At 72.8% G+C, this 20774-nt stretch carries 13 protein-coding genes and 2 pseudogenes; 5 read left to right on the top strand and 10 right to left on the bottom strand.

The window, feature by feature from the left end; all coding sequences use genetic code 11:
- Positions 1-18: 18 nt before the first annotated feature.
- The 3 genes and pseudogenes from V2W30_RS25645 (at position 19) to V2W30_RS25635 (ending at position 4328) form a co-directional block, all read left to right on the top strand.
- Entirely contained in the window at positions 19-1230 is a 1212-nt protein-coding gene (locus V2W30_RS25645; RefSeq protein WP_338700128.1) for a glycoside hydrolase family 1 protein, read from the top strand.
- 265 nt (positions 1231-1495) lie between these two features.
- Positions 1496-3546 (top strand): annotated as a pseudogene (locus V2W30_RS25640) (TPM domain-containing protein).
- A 68-nt stretch (positions 3547-3614) separates the two neighbouring features.
- Positions 3615-4328 (top strand): PspA/IM30 family protein, encoded by a 714-nt coding sequence (locus tag V2W30_RS25635; RefSeq protein WP_338700127.1) that lies wholly within the window; start codon positions 3615-3617, stop codon positions 4326-4328.
- A gap of 59 nt (positions 4329-4387) precedes the next feature.
- Here the strand turns inward: V2W30_RS25635 and V2W30_RS25630 are convergent, their stop codons facing one another.
- From V2W30_RS25630 to V2W30_RS25605, 6 genes are all read right to left on the bottom strand, one after another.
- Positions 4388-7051, bottom strand: a complete 2664-nt coding sequence (locus V2W30_RS25630) for a SpoIIE family protein phosphatase (protein WP_425244595.1) — start codon at positions 7049-7051, stop codon at positions 4388-4390.
- Positions 7052-7262: 211 nt separating this feature from the next.
- Positions 7263-7691, bottom strand: a complete 429-nt coding sequence (locus tag V2W30_RS25625; RefSeq protein ID WP_338700124.1) for an ATP-binding protein — start codon at positions 7689-7691, stop codon at positions 7263-7265.
- Positions 7692-7891: 200 nt separating this feature from the next.
- Entirely contained in the window at positions 7892-8287 is a 396-nt protein-coding gene (locus tag V2W30_RS25620; RefSeq protein WP_338700122.1) for a (deoxy)nucleoside triphosphate pyrophosphohydrolase, read from the bottom strand.
- A 23-nt stretch (positions 8288-8310) separates the two neighbouring features.
- Positions 8311-8577, bottom strand: a complete 267-nt coding sequence (locus tag V2W30_RS25615) for an SPOR domain-containing protein (protein ID WP_338700121.1) — start codon at positions 8575-8577, stop codon at positions 8311-8313.
- Positions 8578-8796: 219 nt separating this feature from the next.
- Positions 8797-10506: a hypothetical protein gene (locus tag V2W30_RS25610; RefSeq protein WP_338700120.1), complete on the bottom strand. Its 1710-nt coding sequence runs from the start codon at positions 10504-10506 to the stop codon at positions 8797-8799.
- Positions 10507-11332: 826 nt separating this feature from the next.
- On the bottom strand, positions 11333-12085 hold the full coding sequence (locus V2W30_RS25605) for a GntR family transcriptional regulator (RefSeq protein WP_338700118.1): 753 nt from the start codon (positions 12083-12085) through the stop codon (positions 11333-11335).
- 287 nt (positions 12086-12372) lie between these two features.
- On the opposite strand from V2W30_RS25605, the pseudogene V2W30_RS25600 reads away from it, so the two are divergent.
- Positions 12373-13496: pseudogene (locus V2W30_RS25600) on the top strand (pyridoxal-phosphate dependent enzyme).
- Positions 13497-13676: 180 nt separating this feature from the next.
- On the top strand, positions 13677-16361 hold the full coding sequence (locus V2W30_RS25595) for a glycosyl hydrolase family 65 protein (RefSeq protein ID WP_425244594.1): 2685 nt from the start codon (positions 13677-13679) through the stop codon (positions 16359-16361).
- Positions 16362-16403: 42 nt separating this feature from the next.
- Here V2W30_RS25595 and V2W30_RS25590 read toward each other — a convergent pair whose 3' ends face one another.
- From V2W30_RS25590 to V2W30_RS25575, 4 genes are all read right to left on the bottom strand, one after another.
- On the bottom strand, positions 16404-17915 hold the full coding sequence (locus tag V2W30_RS25590; RefSeq protein ID WP_338700117.1) for a sodium:solute symporter family protein: 1512 nt from the start codon (positions 17913-17915) through the stop codon (positions 16404-16406).
- Positions 17912-18127 (bottom strand): hypothetical protein, encoded by a 216-nt coding sequence (locus V2W30_RS25585; protein ID WP_338700115.1) that lies wholly within the window; start codon positions 18125-18127, stop codon positions 17912-17914. Before V2W30_RS25585 ends, V2W30_RS25590 begins: the two co-directional genes overlap by 4 nt.
- 29 nt (positions 18128-18156) lie before the next feature.
- Positions 18157-19593 carry an amidase gene (locus V2W30_RS25580; protein WP_338700113.1) on the bottom strand — a complete coding sequence of 479 codons (1437 nt, stop codon included), beginning with the start codon at positions 19591-19593 and terminating at the stop codon, positions 18157-18159.
- Positions 19594-19716: 123 nt separating this feature from the next.
- Positions 19717-20730 carry an Lrp/AsnC family transcriptional regulator gene (locus V2W30_RS25575; RefSeq protein ID WP_338700111.1) on the bottom strand — a complete coding sequence of 338 codons (1014 nt, stop codon included), beginning with the start codon at positions 20728-20730 and terminating at the stop codon, positions 19717-19719.
- Between the last annotated feature and the right edge of the window lie 44 nt (positions 20731-20774).

Raw genomic sequence — 20774 nt, 5'->3', positions numbered from 1 at the left:
AAGACAGGCATCACCATCATGACGCTCCCCCCTGCCCGCACGGCCGCGCTCCCCTTCCCCGACGGCTTCCTCTGGGGCGCCTCGACCGCCGCCCACCAGATCGAGGGCAACAACGTCAACAGCGACTGGTGGCGCAAGGAGCACGACCCGGCGGCGAAGATCCAGGAGCCGAGCCTGGACGCCTGCGACAGCTACCACCGCTGGGAGCAGGACATGGACCTGCTCGCCGAACTCGGCTTCACCGACTACCGGTTCAGCGTCGAGTGGGCACGCATCGAGCCCGCCCGCGGCCACTTCTCGCAGGCCGAGATCGCGCACTACCGGCGGATGGTCGAAGGCGCCCTCGCGCGCGGCCTGCGGCCGATGGTGACGCTGCACCACTTCACGATCCCGCAGTGGTTCGAGGACCTGGGCGGGTTCACCGCCGACGGCGCCGTGGAGCTCTTCGCGCGCTACGTGGAGGAGTGCGCGCCGATCATCGCGGACGGCGTCAGCCACGTGTGCACCATCAACGAGCCGAACATGGTCGCCGTGATGGCCGGTCTCGCCAAGCGCGGTGAGCAGGGCTTCCCGCCCGCCGGTCTGCCGTTCCCCGACGAGGAGACGACGCACGCCATGATCGCCGCGCACCACGCCGCGGTGCGGGCCGTGCGGTCGATCAACCCGGAGATCCAGGTGGGCTGGACGGTCGCCAACCAGGTCTACCAGGCGCTGCCCGGCGCCGAGGACGTCACCGCCGCCTACCGGGCGCCGCGCGAGGACGTCTTCATCGAGGCGGCCCGCGGCGACGACTGGATCGGCGTGCAGTCCTACACCCGCACGAAGATCGGCGTCGACGGTCCCGTACCGGCCCCGGACGACGCCGAGCGGACGCTGACGCAGTGGGAGTACTACCCGCAGGCCGTCGGGTACGCGCTGCGGCACACCGCCGAGCTCGTGGGCCCCGGCGTCCCGCTGATCGTCACCGAGAACGGCATGGCCACCGCTGACGAGGACCGCCGTATCGCCTACTACGCGGGCGCGCTCGACGCCGTCGCCGCGTGCATCGAGGACGGCATCGACATCCGCGGCTACCTCGCGTGGAGCGCCCTCGACAACTACGAGTGGGGCACGTACAAGGCGACCTTCGGGCTGATCTCCGTCGCGCCCGGCACCTTCGAGCGCACGGCCAAGCCCGCCGCGCACTGGCTCGGCGGCCTGGGCCGCGAGCGGGTCCTGCCGCGCCTCTGACCCGGCGGCCCCGCCCGTCCCCCGACGCCTCGGACACCTCCGAGACCCCTGATACCCGTCCGGGACCACGGGCCCTGACCCCCTCGGTCCCGGGCAGAGGCGGGGCCGGCGCACCCCTGATACGCGCCCGCCCCGCCTCCACCAGAAGAACCCCTGAACCGGTGCCGCGGCCGGGCGCGCTGTGGGGGCGCCCCGGTCGCGGCACCTTCCCCTCGGACATACGCTCCGAAGTGTGACGCCCGCCGGTACACCGCCCGCCCTGGCCGTGCGGACGGCGGCAGCCGCGCTGACGGCGCTGCTCTGGCTGCTGCTGCCCGTGGCCTCCGCCCGCGCCGACGACCCGGTCACCCTCTCCCGCACCGGGCAGATCACCGACACGGTGGACGCCCTCGGGGACCGCGAGGACGTCACCGCCGACGCCCTGGAGAACCTCGACGACCGCCGGGGCATCCAGCTGTTCGTGACGTACGTACGGGACTTCTCCGGCCGCTCCGCGCAGGACTGGGCCAACGCCACGGCCGACAAGAACGGCCTGGGACTCAACGACGTACTCCTCGCCGTCGCCACGCACGACCGGCAGTACGCCTTCTCGGTCGACCAGGACTCCCGGCTCACCGACGCCCAGATCCAGGACATCGCGGCCACCGCGGTCGAACCGGCGCTGCGCAAGAACGACTGGGCGGGCGGCGCGATCGGCGCCGCGAACGGTATCGGTGCCGTCGTCGCGGGGCGGCCCGTGCCCACGCCGACCGTCACGCCGGGCGCCGCGGACCCGGCCGCGAGCACGGACGACGACGGCGGCAGCGGCGCCGGCGACCTGGCGCTCCCCGTGATCGCGGTCGGCGCGGCCGGGGCGCTGGCCGCGTACTCGTACACACGGCGCAAGAAGCGGATGACCAGCCGTACGACGCCCGGCGGCGGTACCAGCGGCGGCTGGGGGCGGTCGCCCGTCACGCCACTGCCCGAACTCGACAAGCAGGCCCGGCGGCTGCTCGTGGAGACGGACGACGCGGTGCGCACCAGCACCGAGGAACTCGGCTTCGCCACCGCGCAGTTCGGGGAGGAGACGGCCGAGCCGTTCGGCGCGGCGCTCGCGTTCGCGCAGGCGGAGCTCACGGCCGCGTTCAAGCTGCGCCAGCAGCTCGACGACGCCTTCCCCGAGGACGATGCGACCAAGCGGCGGATGCTCGACGAGATCGTCGGCCGGTGCGGCGAGGCGCAGCGCCGCCTCGACGCGGAGTCCGCGGACTTCGACCGGCTGCGCGCCCTGGAGCGGACGGCGCCCGAGGCGCTCGCCCACGCCGAGCGGGCCTTCCGGGAGCTCGCGGCGCGCACCAGCACCGCCCAGAACACCCTGACCGAGCTCGGTACGCGGTACGCGCCCGGCGCGCTGCTGTCCGTCGCGGGCCACGTGGAGCAGGCGAAGGACCGGCTCGTGTTCGCCACGACCCACCTCAACCAGGCCCGTCAGTCGGTCGACGCGGGCGACAACGGCGAGGCCGCCGTCCATCTGCGGGCCGCCGAGGGCGCCGTCGACCAGGCCGGCACCTTCGTCACCGCGGTCGACCGTCTCGCCGGTGAACTCGCCGAGGCGGAAGCCGAGTTGCCGACCGCGCTCACCGAGTCCGAGGCCGATCTCGCGGACGCCCGCGGGCTGCTGACCGGCACCACGCACGGCGTCTCCACGGCCGATCTGCGCGGCCGGATCGCCCGCGCCGAGTCGGTGGTCGCCGACGTACGCAAGGAGATGACGGGCCCGTACGACCCGATCGACGCGCTGCGCCGCGTGGAGGAGGCCGACACGGCGCTCGACGAGGCCCTCGCGGCGGCCCGGGAACGCGAGGCCGGCACCACGCGCGCCCGCTCCTCCTCGGTCAGGCGCTGCTCGCGGCCCGCAGCAGCACCGGCGCGGCCGCCGACTTCGTCACGACGCACCGCGGCGCCGTCGGCAGCGAGGCCCGCACCCGGCTCGCGGAGGCCGAGCGCCACCTGGCCGCCGCGCAGGCCGCCGCGGAGGGCGATCCGGCGGCCGCGCTCGGCGAGGCGCAGCAGGCCGACGCCCTGGCCCGGCAGGCGCAGTCGCTCGCCGAGCGGGACGTGCGCGCGTACGGCAATCCGTACGGGGGCGGCGGGCGCGGCGGTGGCGGGACCGGCGGCGCGGTGCTCGGCGGCATCATCCTCGGCCAGATCCTGGGCGGCGCGGGTCGGGGCGGGGGCGGCGGAGGGGGCGGCCGGGGCGGCTTCGGCGGGGGCGGGCCCGGCAGCTTCGGCGGAGGGGGGACCCGCGGCCGCCGCGGCGGTGGCGGGCGTTTCTGACGCCACGATCCTCCCCCGGGCGCGCAGCTCCTGTCCGTCCGTATCCGTACAGATCAAGGGACTTGACCATGACGAAGCAGACCATTCTCGGCCGGGTCACGCAGCTCGCGAAGGCGAACATCAACGCCCTGCTCGACAGTGCCGAGGATCCGCAGAAGATGCTCGACCAGCTGATCCGTGACTACACGGACAACATCAGGGACGCGGAGGAGGCGGTGGCGACCACCATCGGCAACCTGCGGATGATGGAGCAGGACCACAAGGAGGACGTGGACGCGGCCGCCGAGTGGGGCACCAAGGCGCTCGCCGCCAGCAAGAAGGCCGACGAGCTGCGGGCCGGCGGGAGCACGGCGGAGGCCGACACGTTCGACGGGCTCGCGAAGGTCGCCCTGGGTCGGCAGCTGCGGTCGGAGAAGGAGGCGCGGGACGCCGAGCCGACCATCGCCGCGCAGACCGAGGTGGTCGACAAGCTGAAGTCGGGGCTCGACCGGATGAAGACGAAGCTGATCGAACTCCAGTCGAAGCGGGACCAGTTGGTGGCCCGCGCCAAGACGGCGCAGGCGCAGAACCAGATGCTCGACGCGGCCAGGAACATCAACGTCCTGGACCCGACGAGCGATCTGAACCGCTTCGAGGAGAAGGTGCGCCGCGAGGAGGCGAAGGCGCTCGGCAAGCAGGAGCTGGCCGAGTCGTCCCTGGACGCCCAGTTCGAGCAGCTGGACTCGCTCGGCGACGCGGCCGAGGTCGAGGCCCGGCTCGCCGCGCTCAAGAGCGGCTCCTAGAACAGCTGGGACTGCCAGAACAGCTGGGACAACTAGGACAACTGAGGCAGCGAAGGCAGCTAGAACAGGCTGAGCAGGGCCTCCGTCGGGTCGACGAGTCCGGACTCTCCATCCGGCAGCGGGAGTTCGAACCACACCGTCTTGCCACGCGGCGTACGCCGCGAGCCCCAGGCGGCGCTGAGCAGGCCGACGAGCTGGAGGCCGCGGCCGCCCTCGTCGGTGTCGCGGGCGCGGCGGCGGCGGGGCTGGACGAGACCCGCGTCCCACACCTCGCAGACCAGTGTGCGGTCGAGGAGCAGGCGCAGCCGGATGTCGCCCTCGCCGTACCGCAGGGCGTTCGTGACGAGTTCGCTGACGAGCAGCTCCGTGGTGTCGACGAGCTGTTCGAGGTCCCAGTCGACCAGCTGGGCCCGGGTGAACTCGCGGGCACGGCCGACCGACTTGGGCTCGCGCGGCAGCGTCCAGTCGCCGACGTTCTCGGCCGGCAGGCCCTGGACGCGGGCCATCAGAAGGGCGATGTCGTCCTCGCCGTGCCGGGTGTCGAGGGCGTTGAGCACCTGGTCGCAGACGTCCTCGAGCGCCGGTGCGGGGTCGTCGAGCGCGGCCCGGAAGGCGGACAGGCCCTCGTCGAGCGGATGGTCGCGGGACTCGACCAGGCCGTCCGTGTAGAGGGCGAGCAGCGCGCCCTCCGGGAGTTCGACCTCGACCTCCTCGAAGGGTTCGCCGCCGACGCCGAGCGGCATGCCGGGCGGCACGTCGAGCATCAGGGCGCCCTCGCCCGGTTCGACGAGGACGGGCGGCAGGTGGCCGGCGTTGGCGAAGGTGCAGCGCCGGGTGACGGCGTCGTAGACCGCGTAGACGCAGGTGGCGAGGTAGACCTCGGACAGGTCCTCGCCGCCGAACGAGTTCGCGGTGCGGGCCGTGCGGGTGGCCTGCTGGACGCCGCCGGGGGTGCCGAGTCCGCGCGCGATCTCGTCCAACGCGCTGAGCACCTCGGCCGGTTCGAGGTCGAGCAGTGCCAAGGTGCGCACGGCGGTGCGCAGTTCGCCCATGGCGACGGCGGCGCGCAGCCCGCGCCCCATGACGTCACCGACGACCAACGCGGTCCGGTGGCCCGGGAGTTCTATGACGTCGAACCAGTCGCCGCCGACCTCCGTCGCGGCGTTGCCCGGCAGGTAGCGGCAGGCGATGTCGAGGCCCGACGCCTCGGGGTTGTCGGGCGGGAGCAGCGACCGTTGCAGTATCAGCGCGCGCTCGTGCTCGCGGCGGTACAGGCGCGCGTTGTCGATACAGACCGCGGCGCGCGCGGCGAGCTCCACCGCGAGGGACCTGTCCCGGTCGTTGAAGGGCTCGCTGCCCTTCGTACGGGAGAACTGCACGAGGCCGACGACGGTGTCGTGCGCGACCATCGGCACCGCGAGGGTGGACTGGACGAGGCCGCCCGGTTCGGCGGGGAGCAGTTGGGGCCGTGCGGTGCGCAGGGCGTCCGCGCAGGCCGAGTTGAAGGTGAAGCGATGGACGGCGCCGACACTGACCGGGACCTCGCCGCCGAGGCCGAGGAACGGGACGTCGGCCACGGCGCTCGCGGCCGCGACCCGGCGCAGCTCGCCGCTGCCGTCGGCGAGGCTGTGCCGGCTGAGCGCGGTCTCGTCACCGGCGAGCAGTCCCTGGTACAGGTCGACGGAGGCCAGGTCGCAGAAGCCGGGGACGACGACGTCGAGGAGTTCGCGGGCGGTGGTCTCCAGGTCCAGCGAGTTGCCGATCCGGGCCCCCGCGTCGTTCAGGAGCGCCAGGTTGCGGCGGGCGTGCGCGGCTTCGCGGGCGGCGGCGTGCCGGCGGGTGACGTCGGTGGCGAGCCCCGCGATGCCGATCGGGCGGCCCGAACCGCTGTGGACGCGGTAGAGGTTGATGGACCAGTGGCGCCGCTCGGCGGAGTCGGGCGCCGGGCCGACGAGCTGCATGTCGGTGACGGCTTCGCCGCTCTCCATGACCCGGCGCAGCGCACCCTGCACCCGGTCGGCCTCGTGGCGCGGCAGGTAGTCGTGGACGGTGCGGCCGCGGTGGTCGTCGTCCTGGCCGCCGAAGACCGCGGCGAACGTGCGGTTGGTCCGCTGGACCTTGAGATCCAGATCGAACAGCAGGAAGCCGAAAGGGGATTGGCCGAAAATCGCCTGCGACGCGGCGAGGTCGGTCTCGATGTGCCGGAGCGTCTGGACGTCCACCACGATGCAGAGCGCGGCCCGCTCGCCGGACTCGGTGGTCGTCGGCATGACGTACACCTCGGCGAAGCCGGTGCGCCGCTCGGCCGCGGCCGGGTCCTCGCCCTCCGTGGGCGGCATCCGGAACGGGACGACGCCCGTCCACTCGCGCCCGTCCAGGATCTCGGCCATCTTGCGGTGGCCCTGCTCGCGCAGATCGGCGGGGACGAAGGCCTCGATGGGGTCCTTGCCCACGGCCGCGCCGGGCTCGATCCCGAAGAGCTGCGCGGCCCGCCGGCTCCACTGCTCGACCAGCCCGTCGGGCCCGATGGAGAAGGACGCGACCTTGATGTAGTCGTAGATCGAACCGGGCGGGCTCGACTGCCAGACGTCGGCCTGCTCGGGTCGGGCGCCAGGAGGGGAACTCGGCGTGTTCCCGTCGCCGGATGCCCGGCTCGCCTGCGGCGCCGACTCCGCGTCCGAGGAACCCTCGGACGACCTGGCCTTCGCTGGTATCTCGCTCACGCGAACCGTCCCCTCCAGCTCACCGCGTCCGGCACCGGTCACCGGGGCGGCTGCCCGCAGTATCCAGCACTACGGAGCCGCGCAACACGGTGTTCACGATCACACCACGCTCCCGACGTTTTTTGGCCCGTCGGGACCGACTGTTTCCGTACCCAGGGTGCGGGTGCGCCCACACACCGCATCCCACACCTCCGTTTCGTTCTCCCGTCTCCTAACCAGGCAGCGCCAGCTCGAACCACACCGTTTTCCCGCCCGCCCCGCACCTGCCGTCGCGCGGCGCGGGCCGGGTGCCCCAGCGGCGGGAGGAATCGGCCACGAGTTGCAGGCCGCGCCCGCCCTCGTCGTCGGGGGCGGCCGCGCGGGCGCGGGGCGGATCGGGCAGCGGGTCGGAGACCTCGACGAGGAGCGCGGCGCGAGGGCCCGTCCGGCGCACGAGACGTACGCCGATGGGCCCGGACGCGTGGCACAGGGAGTTGGTGACCAGCTCGCTGACCAGCAGCGCCGTGACGTCGGTGAGCTCGTCGAGGTGCCAGCCTGCCAGCTGTGCCCGGACCGCGGCGCGGGCCTTGCGGACGGCGCCCGGGTCGGCGGGGAAGGCCCACTCGGCGCTGTCGCCTTCGGTGTGGAGCACTCCGATCACTTCCCTGGCCGCGCGCGATGGGCTCTGCCGGGACTCACCTGCACTGTCCGGTTTCAGAGGGTTAATCGGGATATACCCGGACGTGGCGGCGTGCTATCGCGTCAGCGGGTGCGTGGTGGCACGGACGGCGTAGGGGGTGGCTCGGCCGGATCGCGCGGACGGCGTCCGCGCGCCGTACGACCGCCGCCCGCCGGTACGCGTCAGGCCGTGCCGCTCACGGTGTCCTTCACGGCCGGGACGTCCTGGTCGAGCCAGTCCACGGACCAGATCTCGTCGGGGCCGAGCCAGCGCAGCTCGTCATGGTCCTGGAGCGGGAGAGGGTCACCGGAGCGCAGGTCACAGCGCCAGACCCGCAGGACGTACCCCGGTTTCAGGGGCCACTCCCCCGGCACGCGGGCGACCGGATCGGCGTCGACGCCGAGTTCCTCGCGCAGCTCGCGCACGAGCGCCCGCTCGGGGCTCTCGCCCGGTTCGACCTTGCCGCCGGGCAGTTCCCAGCGGCCCGCGAGCTCGGGGGGCGCACTCCGTCGCGCGGCGAGCAGGCGTCCGCCGGTGTCGTACAGGGCGGCGGCCACCACCACGATCGGTTCTGTCATGGGCCGGAGCCTACGGCTCCGGGTCAGCGCGCCGTTCCGTTGGTACCGCTGCGGCCGGGGGCCGGTGCCTGCCCGAGCCGCTCCACCGAGTAGAGCTGCCGGTCGCCGCCCGCCGGGCGGCCACCACCGCGTGTCGCGGCACCGCGGGCCGCCGCTTCCTGCTGGTCGTCGAGGCTGTCGGCCATCCGCTGGGCCTCCGCCCTGGTCGCGTACCGGCCGACGCGATAGCGATTGCCGTTGTCGTCCTGGCGGATGACGAGCCACGGAAGTGTGGTCGTGCTGTCTGTCATCGCGCCCCTCCACTCCCCGACTCCGGCTCGCATCGCGCCCCGCCCCCTAATCCTGAGGAAACCGCAATCCGCATATGCCCGAGCCTACGCCTGACCTTTACGGAGCGGATACGGATTGGCACAAAGAGATACGCAACCAGCCACGTACGGGACATGCGGCGGCCACGGCGAGGGGGCGCATCCGCATAGATGCGCCCCCCGTCCCCCAGTCGTGCGGTCTCAGCTCGCCCGTACCGTCGGCATCGGCATCAGAACCGGCTCGCCCGTGGGCTTCTTCGTGCACGCGTCGCCGCACTCGGCGTCCAGCGAGCAGCACAGCGAACAGATCGGTCCGGACTGCACGGGGCAGTCGGCGATGTCCGGGAGTTCGTACGCCGTCTCGCAGACACTGCACTCGTGGGTCGCGGTGACGTCCTCGATGTCGACGTCGGGACCGTTCACCGGGTTCGGCCGGGCCAGGTAGTACTTGCCCTTCGTGGCCCAGGCGATGAGCGGGCACAGGATCAGCGCGAGACCTGCGGCGATGAAGGTCGAGAAGGCTTCCGCGTACTCACCGAAGAGCCCGAAGAAGGCGAGGATCGAGACGGTCGACGCGATCACCATCGAGCCGAAGCCGGCCGGGTTCACGGCGTACAGGTACGCCCGCTTGAACTCGATGTACTTGGGGCTCCAGCCGACCCGCTTGTTGATGACGAGGTCGGCGGCGACGGCCGCGATCCAGGCGATGCCCACGTTCGAGTAGAAGCCGAGCAGCTTGTTCAGCGCGGCGAACATGTTCATCTCCATCAGCGTCAGCGCGATGGCGAGGTTGAGGAAGATGTACCAGACGCGGCCCGGGTGCTTGTGGGTCACGCGGGAGAAGAAGTTCGACCACGACAGCGAGCCGCTGTAGGCGTTCGTGACGTTGATCTTGATCTGGGACACGACGACGAAGAGCGCGGCGGCGGGCAGCGCGACCGAGCCGAGCCACGGCTTGAGGGCTTCGACCTGCGGCGCGATGGGTTCGAGCGCGTGCGTCTTGCCGACCGCTTCGAGGGCGACGAAGGCGAGCAGCGCGCCGCCGATCTGCTTGGCCGCGCCGATGATCACCCAGCCGGGGCCCGCGGCGAGAACGGCCAGATTCCATCGCTTGCGGTTGCTCTCGGTCTTGGCGGGCATGAAGCGCAGGTAGTCGGCCTGCTCACCGATCTGCGCGATGAGCGACAGCGCGACGCCCGTACCGAGCCCGAAGCCGATCCAGTCGAAGCCGCTGCCCGCGCCTTCCGTGCCGCCGAAGTGCGTGAAGTCACCGAAGGAACCGGGCGAGTCGAAGGCGAGGATCACGAACGGCAGCACGAGCCCGATCAGCCAGACGGGCTGGGTCCACGCCTGCACCTTGGCGAGCGCGCCCATTCCGCGGAACACGATCGGGATGACGATGAGCGTGGTCAGCAGATACCCGACGGGCAGCGGCAGTCCGACGACCTCGTGCATGGCCTGCGCCATGATCGAGCCTTCGAGCGCGAAGAAGATGAAGGTGAACGAGGCGTAGATCAGCGAGGTGAGCGTCGAGCCGAAGTAGCCGAAGCCCGCGCCGCGCGTGATGAGGTCCATGTCCAGGCCGTACTTGGCGCAGGCGCGGGCGATCGGGATACCGGTCACGAAGATGATCGTCGCCGCGCAGAGGATCGACGCGAAGCCGCTGGTGAATCCGTACGTGAAGACGATCGAGGCGCCGATCGCGAAGTCCGCGAGGTAGGCGATGCCGCCGAGCGCGGTCGAGGCGACCATGGTCGGCGACCAGCGGCGGTAGGAGTGCGGGGCGTACCGCAGCGAGAAGTCCTCGCGGGACTCGTCGGCGGCGAGCTTGGCGTAACTGCGCTTCGGTTCCCGGCCGCGGGGCGGCTCGGGCGCTGCCGGGTCGGCGGTGGGCAGAGCGGTCTCGGTCATCGGCGGCTTCCCGTTCGTCCATCAGTCAGCGGTATACCGGTACGGCCGGTACGCAGAAGGAAGGTAGGAGCCGTGCATGACAAGTCGTTGCAGCCGGGGATTGCCTGCCGGTTACGGGAGTTGATCCCGCGTTAACTCGGGATCACGCGATCCGGACGGCGGGGTCCGGGTATCGGTCCTCGGGGGTCGCTTGATCGGCGGGTGGTATGCGATCGGGTCCGCGTGCGCGTCCGCGTACGTCGGGGTTCGGATAGGGGCGCCCCCGGGCGCCATGGGGCCGGCAGGGCACCAGCGAACGCCACTTGAGCGTCTACGGGGGTCATGGGGCCGGGAGGCGGCGAGTGAGCGTCACTTGTCGGGCGGCGGCGAGGGATCCGCGGGTTGCGGGCGGCGCTCACTTCGCTGGCAGGCGGCGAAGGGCGGTCAGGCGGCATCAGCAGGGGGCGGCCACTTCACCGGCAGATGGCAGGTCGCTCCCACTCCACCGGCAGGTGGCAGGTGGCGGCCACTTCACCGGCAGGTAGCAGGTGGCTGCCACTTCACCGGCAGGTGGCAGGTCGCTCCCACTCCATCGGCAGGTGGCAGGTCGCTCCCACTTCATCGGCAGGTGGCAGGTGGCTGCCACTTCACCGGCAGGTAGCGGGCGGCGGCCACTACACCGGCAGCTAGCAGGTCGCTCCCACTCCACCGGCAGGTAGCAGGCGGCGACCACTCCACCGGCAACTAGCAGGTCGCTCCCACTTCACCGGCAGCTAGCGGGCAGCGGCCACTCCACCGGCAGTCGTCGAGCGACCGGCACTCCACCGGCAGGCCGCAAGCGCGCTCGTCACTTCACCGGCAGGTGATACGCGATGCGGTAGCGGTCGGCGGGGACGACGACGTCGGCCGTCTCGACCGGTCGGCCCGACGCGAAGAACGTCCGGTGGATGACGAGGACGACATGCCCCGGCACACCGCCGAGCGCGCTCAACTCCTCGGCGAGACCGGGGCGGGCGGCCACCTCCTCCGTCACGTTGTCCACGATCACGTCGATCGCCGCCATGCGCTCGACGACGCCGCAGCCGCCGAGCGGGCCCTCCTCGGGGAGCATCACGGGCGTGCGGCCGGTGACCGCGAGGGGCTCCCAGGAGGTGGCGAGCATCATCGCCTCGCCCGCGTCCCGGTACACGTACTTGGTGCGCATCACGCGGTCGCCGACGCGGATGTCGAGCCGGTCGGCGACCTCCGCGTCGGCCTCGGCCTGATCGCTGCGCGACTCCCAGGTGCCGCGCGCCGCCGGGTCGGACTGCTCCTGGCGGAACGGGGTGGAGCCGCTGGTGACGCGGTATCCGGAGCGGGCGACGCGGCGCGGCACGGGACGCTCACGGACGTACGTGCCCGACCCGGAACGGCCCTCGACGAGACCCTCGGCCATCAGGACCTTGCGCGCCTCCAGGGCGACGGTGTCCGAAACCCCGTACTCCTCACGGATCTTGGCCTGGGAGGGGAGGCGGGTGTGCGGCGGCAGCGAGCCACTGACGATCTTCTTACGGAGATCACCCGCGACGCGCAGGTACGCCGGCTGCTCACCGAATGTCACTGATTGTTCCCCTCGTTCCCCGTGAATGCCTCGCCACGTGCCCCATCTGATTGACAGACAGCAACAGCGTGGCAACCGTGGGTTGAGGCATGCAAGCAAAGGCCAGAGAATCACTCGATGTGATGACATGCGGGCGCCGAGGTCTTTACGCAGGGACTTTCTCCAGGTAGTGCTTCATTCACACATCGACTCCCGAATCGATCGCACGTACGGGCGGACTCCCCGGCGTCGCGCCCTGTACGCGGCGTGACGTCGGGATGCGGCCCCGCCGTGCCTACGCTCTCCCCATGAGCGCCCTCCCCGACTGCTACTGCCCCACCGACGGCACCCGCGTCCCCGCCGGCTCCCTCGACTGGTGCTGCCCGGTCTGCCGGGGGCCGCTCGACCTCGACTACTCTCCGACCCCGGCGACCCTCAAGTCGCTTTCCGGCCGGGTGGGTTCGCTGTGGCGGTACGCCGAGTGCCTGCCGCTGCCGGTCCCCGACTGCACGCTCGGCGAGGGCCGCACGCCGCTCGTGCCGCTCACCGGCACGGTCTCGGCGAAGCTGGACTTCCTCATGCCGACGCTGTCGTTCAAGGACCGCGGCGCCGTGATGCTGGCCGCGCTCGCCTGCCGCCTCGATCCCGGCCACGTCATCGCCGACAGCAGCGGCAACGCGGGCACGGCCGTCGCCGCGTACTGCGCCCGCGCCCAGCTCCCGTGCACGGTCTTCGTCCCCGAGGGCACCTCCCCCAAGAAGCTGGAACAGATCCGCGCCCACGGCGCCCGTCTCGTCGTGGTCCCCGGCGACCGCGAGACGACCGCGCGGGAGGCGCGCGCCGCGGCCGACGCCCCCGATGTCTTCTACGCCAGCCACGTCCACAACCCGTACTTCCTGCACGGCACGAAGACGTACGTCCATGAACTCTGGGAGGACCTCGGCGGCCGCCTCCCCGACGCCCTGGTCCTGCCCGTGGGCAACGGCACGCTGCTCCTCGGCGCGGCCCTCGCCGTCGCGGAGCTGCACACGGCGGGCTTCATCGACCGCCGCCCGGCGCTGCACGCCGTCCAGTCCGCGGCGGTCGCCCCGCTGGCGGCGGCCTGGCAGGCCGGAGCGGACGACCTCGTCGGCACGACCCCGACGGCCCCGACCCTCGCCGAGGGCATCGCGATCCCCGCCCGGCCCGCGCCCGGCAGATCCTTCGAGCGGTACGGGAATCGGGCGGCGCCTTCCACACGGTGACGGAGGACCAGATCCGCCACGCCCAGCGGGACCTGGCCTCACGCGGCCTGTACGTGGAGTCGACCGGCGTCGCCTGCTGGGCCGCGACCCGCGAGGGCACGCCGCTCGCCGCGACCCTGAACACCCGCAGTGCCGTGGTGCCGCTGTGCGGGGCGGGGGCGAAGACGGGGCTGGCGGAGGGGCCCTGAGGCGGCCGGCGTCGGCGCGGGGGCCCGGTAACGGCGGCCGGGACGGTCGACGCGAGGAGTCCGACGCAAGGCCGTCGCTGCGAGGCCCGCTCCGCCGCGATGCCCCCATCGGTGCCCCGGGCGGCCCGGTTCCCGGCGCGTATGCCGCGCGACCGCCGTACCACCCCGCACGCTCGATCCGTGAGCACCCCGAGATCCTCGAACACCCCACAGGCCACGAACACCCCACAGGCCACGAACACCCCGCGAGCGGTCGGCGCCCCGCGTGCCCTGAGCCGTCCCCGTGTCGTCCTCGCCGCGTCCGCCCTGGCCCTCACCGCGACGCTGCTCCCGCACCCCGGCACCCCGCGCGCGGACGCCGCCCCGCCCGTCTGCGCCGGTCAGGGACCCGGGTGGACCCTGTCGGCCCGCGCCAGAACCCCCGTGGAGCAGCACCCGTACGCGGGCAACGGCTACCTCGGTGTCCGCGTCCCGCCCGTCGGCGCCGGGTACAGCCCGCCCTCCGGTGCCGACGCGAAGGCGAAGACCGGCTGGCCGCTCTACACACCGCCGTACGACGGCGCCTTCGTCTCCGGCCTGTACGGCCGCGGGCCCGCCGGGACGGCCCACCGCGAGGCGATCGCCGCGCTCCCGAACTGGACGGGCCTGGAGGTGACCGTGGCCGGGGAGACATACGGCCCCGGCAGTCGCACCACCGGCTACCGCCAGAGCCTCGACCTGCGCTGCGGCATCGTCCGCACCACCCTCACCTGGGTCCACCGGGACGGCCGCCGCACCGACCTGGACTACGAGGTGCTCGCCGACCGCGCCCGCCCGCACGTCGGTGCCGTACGCCTGCGCGTCACCCCGCACTGGTCAGGCACCGTCACCGTCACCGACCGCATCGACGGCCGCGCCGCCCGCCGCCTCGCCGCCACCGGCGCGGGCCCGGCGGGCAAGCGCACCACGGCGGTGGGCTTCACCACGGCCGGCTCCCGCACCGCCGGCACCGTCGCGTCCACCCTCCGCTCCCCCGGCCGCACCCACCCGTCCCGCCGCACCACGGACACCCTCTCCAGCCGGCAGTCCGCCGACTTCCGGGCGACAGCGGGCTCCCGGTACGACGTCGTCAAATACGTCGGCGTCGACACCGCCCTGACCTCACGCGCCCCGCACGACGACGCCGTAAGCGCCTCGCAGCGCGCGGCGGCGGCCGGCTGGAACACGCTCGTGGCCCGACACGGCTCCGCCTGGCGGACGTTGTGGGCGTCGGACATCGAGGTCCCGGGCCGCCCCGGTCTCCAGGCGCAGGTGCGTGCCGCCCAGTACGGGCTCCTCGCCTCGCTCCGCGACGGCGCCCGCGACAGCATCGCGCCGACCGGCCTGAGCAGCGACAACTACGCGGGCATGGTGTTCTGGGACGCCGAGACCTGGATGTTCCCCGCACTCCTCGCCACCCGCCCGAAGCTGGCCGAGCCGGTCCTCGCGTACCGCTACCGCACCCGTGCGGCGGCCGCCGACAACGCGCGCAAGACGTCCGTCCAGGGACTCATGTACCCGTGGACGAGCGCGAGTTCGGGCCACCTGTGGACCGAGTGCCAGAGCTGGTATCCGCCCCACTGCGTCATCCAGAACCACCTCCAGGGCGACATCGCCCTCGCCGCGTGGCAGTACTACCAGGCCACCGGCGACCGCACCTGGCTGCGCGCACAGGGCTGGCCGCTCCTCAAAGGGCTTGCCGCTTACTGGACTTCGCGCGTCACGCCGAACAAGGCCGACGGCTCGTACTCCATCAAGGACATCGCGGGACCCGACGAGTACAGCAACGGCGTCGACGACGGCGTCTACACGAACGCGGTCGCCGCGACGTCCCTGCGCGCGGCCACCAAGGCGGCCCGCCTCGTCGGCGAACGCCCGCCGGCCACCTGGGACCGGATCGCCGCCCGCCTGCGCATCCCGTACGACGAACGGCGCAAGGTCTTTCTCCAGTACGCCGGTTACGACATCGCGCGCGCCGCCGACATCAAGCAGGCGGACGCGGTGCTCCTCCTGTACCCGCTGGACTGGCGCCCGATGCCGAAGGGCGCGGCGGCCGCGACGCTCGACCACTACGCGGCGCACACCGACCGCGACGGCCCCGCGATGACCGACTCCGTGCACGCGGTCGCCGCGGCGGCGACGAACGAGCCGGGCTGCTCCACGTACACCTTCCTGGAACGGGCCTCGCGCCCCTTCTTCCGCGGCCCGTTCGGCACGTTCTCGGAGTCGCGCGGCACGAAGGCGGGCGCGGGCGACGCGCTCGCGGGTTCACCCGCGCAGGACTTCCTCACCGGGAAGGGCGGCTTCCTCCAGGTCTTCACGCACGGCCTGACGGGCCTGCGACTGCGCGACGACGCGGCGGTCACCCTGGACCCGACGCTGCCACCCCAACTCTCCACCGGGGTGACCCTGCGCGGCCTTCGGTGGCGCGAGCGCACGTACGACATCGAGATCGGCCCGCGCCGCACGACGGTACGCCTCACCTCCGGCGCACCCTTCACGGTGGTCACGCGCGACGGCACCCGCCGCACGGTCACGCCGCAGGGCCTGACCCTCCCCACCCGCCGCCCCGACCTCGCCGCCACCTCCGACCTGGCGCGCTGCCGCCCGGCGACGGCGACGTCCGAGGACCCCGGCCAGTACGCGGGCGCGGCGGTCGACGGCAACCCGTCCACGACCTGGCTCCCCACCCGGCGCGGGGCGTCCCTGACCGTTGATCTGGGGGCCGTACGGCGGCTGTCCCGGGTGGCGGTGCCGGGAGTGCGGGCCTATCGGGCGCAGACGTCGGCGGACGGGCGGCGCTGGGCGCCGTTCACCCCGGCGGGACGGGGCGCTTCGTCCGGGTGACGCAGACCGGCGAGCAGCCCGCCCCCGTCGGGGAGGTGACCGTCAGCTGACGGACGGGTCGCCGTGGGCCCGCGGCACTCCGCTCGGGCCCACGGGGACAGGTTCGGCCACCGGCTCGGCGCCCGTGTCGGGCAGGGCCGTTCCGCGGGCGGCGCCGGGCTGCTCGCGCACGGCGAACTGCGCCACCGCCGCGACCACGACGTTCACGCCGAGCGCGATCAGGCCGGTGTCGACGGTGCCGACGTCCACCCCGCCGAACGTCAGCCAGGTGAGTACCGCGACCCCGGCGACGATCCCGAGCAGCGCGGGCGTCGCGCCGAGCCGCACCCGCTTGGCCAGGCCCATCACGATCGCCGGGGCGAGCTGGGTGAGTCCGCCGTAGGTGAGCAGCAGCAGGTCGGACAGGAGACCGGGGCGGGTCAGGCCGAACACGAGGGCGAGGCCCGCCGCGGCCACCACGCACAGGTGGTTGGTGCGCAGCTGCCTGCGTTCGTCGCGGACGCTGAAGAGGTTGCGGGACAGCAGACTGGAGATGCCGACGACGATGGCGGCGGACGGCACCATCGCGGCCGAGGCCGCCGCGACCGCGACGACCCCGACCAGCCAGCCGGGCAGCGTCTGCCCGGCGAGGGTGAGGGCCACGGAGTTGGGGGCCGCGTCCTTGTCCACCAGCAGGACGCCGGCGAAGCCGACCACGATCGGGATGCCGAGGGCGATCTGGTAGAGCGGCAGCCAGATCGCGTTGGATCGCAGGGCGCGGCCACTGCCCGCGGCGAGCACCGGCGGCCACAGGTGGGCCATGGTGCCGAGGCCGCCGCCGAGCCCGGAGATGATGACCGCGGTGACGAAGAACGTGGCGTCATAACCCGGCTGATGCAGCGTCAACAGCTGTGGGTGGGCGTCGCGCACCGTCTCGAAGACACCGCCGATGCCGCCCTTCACGGAGACCGCGACTCCGATGAGCAGCACCACGAGCCCGACGATCATCAGCGCGTCCTTGAGGTAGGCGACGCGGGCGATGCCGCGGATGCCGGACCACAGGACGAAGCCGACGGTCAGGACGGTGGCGAGGACCATGCTCCAGTTACCGCCGGCGCGGCTGCCGGTGGCGAGCTGGACGATCATGCCGAGGCCGGTGATCTGGAGCTGGAGGTACGGGAGCAGGAAGACCGCGCCGACCACGGCGACGACCTTGCCGAGCAGCGGGCTGCGGTAGCGGTCGACGAAGAAGTCGGCCTGGGTCAGATAGCCGCCCCGCAAACCGAGTTGGCGCATGCGCGGGGCCGTGAAGTACTGGAGGACGAAGTTGATGGCGAGGTAGCACAGGGCGAAGGACGCGGCGACGCCGGCGCCGAACGCGATGCCCGCGAGTCCCAGGAAGCTGAAGGTCGTGAACGACTCACCGGCCTGGAGGAACCAGGTGGTGAAGGTGGAGAAGCGGCGCTTGCCGACGGTCCACTCCCCCAGCTCCTTGCTGGGCGCCCGGCGCCCGCTGACGCCGACGGCCGCGATGGCGACGATGCCGACGACCGTGATGACCATGGTGCTGTTCATGCGGGCTCTCCGTCCTCTCCGTCGCCCTCCGGGCGAGCGAGCCGGTCGACGAGGGCGAGCGACACCGTCGTCCCGGCCGTCCAGATCAGGCACCAGCACAGGACGGACGGAATGCCGAACCACAGGTGGGGGCCGTTGACGAACGGCAGGAACGGAGTGGCGAGGAAGGCCAGGACGGGCACGGCGGCCCACAACGCATGCGGTGATCTCATCAGGGCTCCAGAGGACGGGAGGTGAGCACCTACGGAAGGACGGGGGCGCGTCGGCCGTGCCCGGTGGCGGCCTCGTGGGCGGCACCGACTTCCAGGACGGTGCGTTCGGCGCGCGGCGGGCCCACGATCTGCAGGCCGGCGGGGAGTCCGCCGGGGGTGAACCCGGCAGGGACCGAGAGGGCGGGTGCGCCCAGGGTGGAGAGGAGGTACGCGGAGCGCATCCAGTCGAGGTAGGTGTGCTGCGACTGCCCCTCGACGAGGACCGGGTACTCCAGCTCCACGTCGAACGGCACCACTTGGCTCACCGGCGCGATCAGTACGTCGTAGCGCTCGAAGAAGGCGACGGCGGCGAGGTGCAGCCGGGTGAGCTCGGCGCGGGCGCGGGCCAGGTCGGCGCCGGTGAGCTTGAGGCCCTCCTCGATGTTCCGGACGAGGCTGGGCTTGAGCGCGTCGCGCGAGGCGTCGAGCAGCGGGCCGAAACCCTGGTGGAAAGCGTGGGCGCGCAGCGTGCGGAAGGCGTGCTCGGCGCCGTCGAGATCGGGGCAGTCGAGAGCGACGGAGCAGCCCAACTCCTCGAACACGGCGACCTGTTGCTCCACGACGGCCCGCACCTCGGGGTCGACGGGGACCCGCCCGCCGAGATCGGGCGCGTACGCGACCCGCAGGCCCGCCAGGTCACGTTCCAGTGGGGCGCGGTACGCGGCCGGGTCCGGGACCTCCAGGGAGAGCGGGCTGCGCGGGTCGGGCCCCGCCATGACCGACAGGAGCAGCGCGGTGTCGGCGACGGTGCGGCCCATCGGCCCGGCGACGGCGAGGGTCTCCCAGACGTCGCCGGAGGGCAGCGACGGCACCCGGCCCGGTGTGGGGCGCAGTCCGACGACGTTGCAGAAGGACGCCGGGTTGCGCAGCGAGCCGCCCATGTCGCTGCCGTCGGCGATCGGGGTGAGCCGGGCGGCGAGCGCGGCCGCGGCGCCGCCGCTGCTGCCGCCGGCCGAGCGGGTGGTGTCGTACGGGTTGCGGGTCGCGCCGAAGACGGTGTTGAAGGTGTGCGAACCGGCCGCGAACTCGGGCACGTTGGTCTTGCCGACGCGGATGGCGCCGGCCGCCTGGATGCGCTGGACGAGGAGTTCGTCCTCGTCGGGGACGTGGTCGGCGAAGAGCGGCGAGCCGTGCGTGGTGCGCATGCCGCGGGTCAGATGGGTGTCCTTGAAGGCGATGGGCAGCCCGTGCAGGGGGCCCAACTCGGCTCCGGACGCGGCCAGTTCGTCGGCCGCTCCGGCCGCCTTCATGGCGCCCTCGGCGTCGAGCGTGACGATCGCGTTGAGCTGCGGGTTCACCCGCTCGATGCGGTCGAGGTGGGCGGCGACGACCTCGCGGGCGGACAGGTCGCGGCGGCGGATCCGAGCGGTGAGCTCGACGGCGTCGAGGGAGCAAAGTGCGTCGGCGTCAGCAGGGCGTACGGGCATGGCGGTCCTCGTGCGGGAGGCGACTGTGTGCGCCACCACACTGCGGCCCACTGACGCTTTCAGTCAATGAGCAGGACCATATAAACTTTTCAGACGCGAGATTCACTCAAGTGAAACTTCTGGTCACGCGCCCGCAACAACCCGCGAAGAAACTTCCCGGGTCGGCACCCCGCTGCGCTTCCACGCCTCCACCACCAGGTGGGACTGGACCGCCTCCACCCGCCGCACCCACGGCGCCTCGGTGAGGAACGCGTGCAGGGCCGGCTTCGACGGCTGGGTCACATCGACCAGGAGCTGGTGCTCACCCATCACCACGGCCGCGTACCGCACGAGCGGCGACTCGACGAGCAGGCGCCCCACCTCCTCGACCTCGTCGGGCCGGGTCCTGATCCACAGCATCGCCTCGACCGGGAGCCCGAGCAGCGCGGGCTCCACGGCGGCCCGGATGCTGACGAGGCCCTGCCGGGTCAGCGACTCCACGCGGCGCCGCGCGGTGGCGACCGACACCCCGGCCACGGCGGCGAGTTCGTCGTGCGTGCGCCGGCCGTCCTCGGCGAGGGAGCGCAGAATGGCGTGCTCGTCGGGCGCGAGCTCGACGTCCGGCACCTCGACCCCGTCCACCGGCCGCGCCGCCGCGCCGCCGAGCGCCGCGGCCTCCCCCTCGTCGAGGATGCCCGGCTCCCACTCGTGCACCGTGCGGAAGTACCGCAGCACCGGCGCGGCCTGCTGCGCGACGAGCCCCGGCAGCGCGGGCACCTCGTCCAGCATGAGCCGCCCCAACTCACCCGGCCTGCACTGGAGTTCGGCCACACAGTCGGCGGCGCCCGCGAGCACGTACGAGAAGATGGTGTCGTCCCGGCGGGCCGTGGCCACGGCGGTCTCCCGCACCGCCCCGGGCCGGCAGTTCATCCGCAGGATCACCGTCTCCCCGCGCACCACGAGCCCGCGCACCGCCACGTCCCCGCTCTCCAGCAGCCGCAGCCCCCGCCGCGCCACCTTCCGCTCGGGTTCCCCGAGCGCGGCGGCGATCCGCCGCCAGGAGGCACGGCCGTCGATCTGGAGGGCGGCGACGATACGCCGGTCCAGCGGGTCGAGCGGGGTGAGGGGGGCGGTCGGGCGCGTCGGTTCAGTGGTCACAGGGCGACCCTAGGGCCTGTCGCCACACTCCCGTCATCGCCCGA

This window comes from Streptomyces sp. Q6 (assembly GCF_036967205.1).
Lineage (GTDB): Bacteria > Actinomycetota > Actinomycetes > Streptomycetales > Streptomycetaceae > Streptomyces > Streptomyces citrinus.
The sequence above is the reverse complement of the archived record's forward strand: the minus strand, read 5'-3'. Positions and strand labels throughout refer to the sequence as shown.